The sequence below is a fragment of the Streptomyces sp. NPDC043870 genome (genome assembly GCF_056435785.1).
Genome location: NZ_JBWKDT010000155.1, coordinates 1 through 1,010, shown reverse-complemented (window position 1 = coordinate 1,010; position 1,010 = coordinate 1). Strand labels below are relative to the sequence as shown.

Genomic DNA, 1,010 nt, shown 5'->3' with positions numbered 1-1,010 from the left:
CCGATGGCGTGGAGGCCGGCGTCGAGCAGGGCCGGGTGCAGGCCGAAGCGTGCGGCGTCGCGGCGGCCGTCCTCGGGGAGCTCCACCTCCGTGAACAGCTCCGCGCCCCGCCGCCAGGCGGCCTTGAGCCCCTGGAACAGCGGCCCGTATGCCATGCCGTCCCCGGCGAGCTCCGCGTACAGTCCGCTGATGTCGACCTGTACGGCGTCTGCCGGCGGCCAGATCTCCAGGTCACCGAGTCCCTGCAATGCCTCCGGGTTGCCCCCACCGGACGCGAGGACACCGGAGCCATGGCGAGTCCAAGGCTCCTCCGCCAACGCATCCTGACGCCGGGAGTACACCCCGAACGGCCGCACACCAGCCGCATTCGGCGCCTCGACCACCAGCTGAAGCAGCACCCCGCCCCGCTCAGGCAGCACCAACGGCGCCTCAAGCGTCAACTCCTCAACCACATCACAACCGACCTGGTCACCCGCCCGAACCGCCAGGTCGACGAAGGCCGTACCCGGCAGCAGCACACCACCGTGGATCGTGTGATCAGCAAGCCACGCGTGCGTGTCCAACGACAGACGCCCGGCCAGAACCACCCCGTCCGAGTCGGCCAGGGCCACCGCCGCACCAAGCAGCGGGTGGTCAGCGTCCCCGAGGCCGATCGACTCCGGATCCCCGGAGGCGAACGCCACCGCACTCGGCCAGAACCGCTGACGCTGGAAGGCGTAGGTCGGCAGATCCACGCGGCGGGCACCCATGCCCGCGAAGAACGCCGACCAGTCCACGGCAATGCCCCGAACGTGAGCCTGCGCGAGGGCGGCCACGAGAGTCTCGGCCTCCGGCCGACCCGTGCGGAGCACGGGGATGAACCCTGCCTCGTCCGTTACGCAGGCCTGCGCGAGCGCGGACAGCACACCGTCCGGGCCGAGTTCGACGTACGTCGTCACGCCCGCCGCTTCGAGGGCGCGGATGCCGTCCAGGAAGCGGACGGCGTCGCGGACGTGGCGTACCCAGAACTC

Annotated in this window: 1 protein-coding gene; it reads right to left on the bottom strand. The window is 71.2% G+C overall.

Annotation, left to right across the window (positions count from 1 at the left end; translation table 11 throughout):
• Positions 1–1,010, bottom strand: a 1,010-nt coding sequence (locus AC0699_RS39815; RefSeq protein WP_478671638.1) for a polyketide synthase dehydratase domain-containing protein, incomplete at both ends; no start/stop codon positions are given.